Origin of the sequence: Rhodoplanes roseus (genome assembly GCF_003258865.1) — a bacterium.
Lineage (GTDB): Bacteria > Pseudomonadota > Alphaproteobacteria > Rhizobiales > Xanthobacteraceae > Rhodoplanes > Rhodoplanes roseus.
This window is the reverse complement of record NZ_NPEX01001031.1, coordinates 1-234: the sequence shown is the minus strand read 5'-3', so window position 1 is coordinate 234 and position 234 is coordinate 1. Positions and strand designations below refer to the sequence as shown.

Here is a 234-nt window from a genome sequence, read left to right as displayed (position 1 = left end):
ATCTCGGCATTGCGCTCGACGGCGACGCCGACCGCGTCGTCATCGTCGATGAAAAGGGCAACGAGGTCGATGGCGATCAATTGATGGCCGTCGTGGCGTCCTACTGGCAGGCCGAGGAACGGCTCGCCGGGAACGGTATCGTCGCCACCATCATGTCCAATCTCGGTCTTGAGCGCTTCCTCGGCGGGCTCGGCCTGTCGCTGGCGCGCACGCCCGTCGGCGACCGCTATGTCT

Annotated in this window: 1 pseudogene; it reads left to right on the top strand. The window is 65.4% G+C overall.

The window, feature by feature from the left end:
• Window positions 1-234, top strand: a pseudogene (gene glmM, locus CH341_RS33490) (phosphoglucosamine mutase); the annotation flags it as partial.